General features: G+C 72.4%; 1 protein-coding gene. It reads right to left on the bottom strand.

The genetic code is table 11. The features are described from left to right. Nucleotides 1–138 precede the first annotated feature (138 nt). On the bottom strand, nucleotides 139–2,820 hold the full coding sequence (locus OG550_RS03300; protein ID WP_327674295.1) for a condensation domain-containing protein: 2,682 nt from the start codon (nucleotides 2,818–2,820) through the stop codon (nucleotides 139–141). Nucleotides 2,821–2,822 lie beyond the last annotated feature (2 nt).

Genomic DNA, 2,822 nt, shown 5'->3' with positions numbered 1-2,822 from the left:
CCGGCACCCGGAGCCGACCGTCGGCGCACGACCGCTGCACCGCATCGACGGCCACGACCGCCCGGAAGGACCGTCCGGGGCGCGTGCGCACGGACGGGTACCTCCTGAGGGTTGCGGGGTGGGCGCGGATCGTCGGATCTACGCCGACCGGGTCCGCCGGCCCGGGGAGTCCACCTTCAGGCCGAGCCGTTCGAGGGCGTTGAGCACCTCGACGAGGCCCGTCCGGTCGTCCTGGCCACGGCGCATGGTGGTCAGGACGGTCGCGGCGGCACCGGACTCCTCGACGCTCTGCCACAGTGCCGGGGCGAGCACCGGGTGAGCGCTGACCTCGACCAGTACGTCATGGCCCGTCAGCAGCTCGGCGGTGGAGTCGGCCAGCAGGACGGGCTGCCGCAGGTTCTGGGCGAAGTAGCCCGCGGTGGCCTGCCGCCAGTCAAGCGCGCGCCCCGTGACCGAGGAGATCATCGGGATCCGGCCGGGCCTGGGGGTGAGCTCACCTATGGCCCGTTCGAGGTCCGTCAGGATCGGATCGATCGCCGGGCTGTGGGCCGGCAGGTCGACTCGGACCATCGCGCACAGCACGTCCGCGGCCTGGAGCTCGGCGACGATGGCCTCCAACTCGGACCGGTCACCGGCCAGCACGGTGGTCCGCGGGCCGTTCCGCGCGGCGACGGACACGCTCCCCTCAAGCCCTCGCAGGTGCTTCGAGAGGTCGACGGCCGAGAGCTCCACCACGGCCATGCCGCGGTGGGGGCCGGCCACGCGGCGTTGCTGATCGCTGTAGTGGTGGACGAGCCGGACCGCGTCCGGCAGGTCGAGGATGCCTGCGATGACGCTGGCGGCGATCTCGCCGACGCTGTGACCCGTGACGGCGGCCGGCCGGACGCCCGCCTCCTCCAGCCAGCGGGCGATGCCCACCTGGACGGCGAAGACGAGGGGTTGCATGACGCCGACGTCGTTCGTCCTGGCTTCGGGTTCGTCGAGGAAGAGCTCGTGGACGAGCGACCAGCCGGTGTGCCTGGCCAGCTCGCTGTCGCACTCCTCCAGGGCCGAGCGGAAGGCGGGTTCGGTGCGGAACAGAGTCCGCCCCATGCCGACCCACTGCTGGCCGTAGGGGGAGCAGACGAAGGCGATCCGGGCGCCGTCCGCGGCGGCGGGCTCCGGCCCGGCGGACGGGCCGCTCGTCAACTCGGGGACGGCTGCCCCGCCGAGCTCGCTCAGCCGCAGACCCGGAGCGGCGGCCACGGCGTCGAGCAGCTCGGTGAACTCCCGGGCCAGCCGCTCGGCTTCCGCGGGGACGAACAGGTCGAGGGCGTAGGTGAGGCTGCCGTCGATGCCGTCCGGTGCCCGCTGTCCGGTGAAGCCCTCGAACAGCTCGAAGCGGAGGTCGAAGCGGGTGATCCCCTCCGCCACCGGCTCGGGCCGGACCTCCAGGTCGGGCAGGTGGAGCTCGGCGCTCGCGTTGTTCTGGAATGCGAGCATCACCTGGATGAGCGGGTGCCACGCGGGGGAGCGCGGCGGGTTGAGGGCCTGGACCACGTGGTCGAACGGCACCTCCTGGTGGGCGAAGGCCGCCAGGTCCGTGCCGCGCACCCGGAACAGCAGCTCCCGGAAGGTCGGGTCGCTGTCGGTCCTGGTCCGCAGCACCAGCGTATTGACGAAGAATCCGATCAGGTCGTCGAGGCCCTCGTCGGTGCGCCCGGCGGTGGGGATGCCGATGGCGATGTCGGTGCCGGCTCCGCGCCTGGTGAGCAGGGTCGCAAGGGCGGCCTGCACGACCATGAAGACGCTGGTGCCGGTCTCCCGTGCCAGCTGGTGCAGTGCCCGGTGGGTCGCCCGCGTGACGTGGAAGGGGACTCGACCGCCTCGGTGTGAGGGGGTGTCCGGACGCGGGGCCGCCACATCGACCCGCAGGCGGTCGGGCATTCCCGCCAACTCACCCTCCCAGAAGGTGAGCTGGCGATTGACCAGGCTGTTGGGGTCCTCGGGGGCACCCAGGAGGTCGTCCTGCCAGAGCGTGTAGTCGACGTACTGGACCGGTAGTTCGGGCCGGACCGGCGCCTGCCCGAGGCGGCGCGCAGCGTACGCGAGTGCCAGATCGCGGTTCAGCGGGAGCAGTGACCATCCGTCGCAGGCGATGTGATGAATGGTCAGGAGCAGGACGTGTTCGTCCGCGGAGAGCCGGAACAGCCGGGCTCGTAGCGCCGTCTCGGCGGTGAGGTCGAAGGCGTAACCGGCCGCAGCGCTCAGCGCGTCGGACAGGCCTGCCTCGGTGACGCGGTCGACCGGCAGCTCGACCGGAGCCTCCTCCGGGTCCAGGACGACCTGCTGGGGTCGGCCGTCCCAGTCGGGGTAGGCGGTGCGCAGACTCTCGTGCCAGGTGACCAGGTCGTCGAGGGCGAGCTGCAGGGCGGACAGGTCGAGGTCACCGCGCAGCCGGTAGGCCATCGGCATGTTGTAGTGCCCGGCCGTGCCGTGCAGGCGGTTCAGGAACCACAGGCGCCGCTGGGTCTGCGAGAGCGGGATCTCCGCCGGACGGTCCAGGCGGCGCAGCGGCGGGCGCCGACTGCCGGACCCCTGTGCCAGGTGCTCGGTGAGTCGGGCGACGGTCGGGGCCTCGAAGACCGTCCGGACCGGGACCTCCACGTTCAGGGCGGCCCGGATCCGACCGGCCAGTCGGGTGGCCAGGAGGGAGTGGCCGCCCAGCTCGAAGAAGGAGTCGTCGATGGTGACCCGGTCCAGCCCGAGCACCTGGGCGAACACGGCGCAGAGGATCTCCTCCTGTTGGCCCCGCGGGGCGCGGCCCTTCCGCTCGCCCACGG

Origin of the sequence: Kitasatospora sp. NBC_00458, from assembly GCF_036013975.1 — a bacterium.
Lineage (GTDB): Bacteria > Actinomycetota > Actinomycetes > Streptomycetales > Streptomycetaceae > Kitasatospora.
Note: the sequence above shows the minus strand (reverse complement) of the source record. Positions and strands in the feature narration are given on the sequence as shown.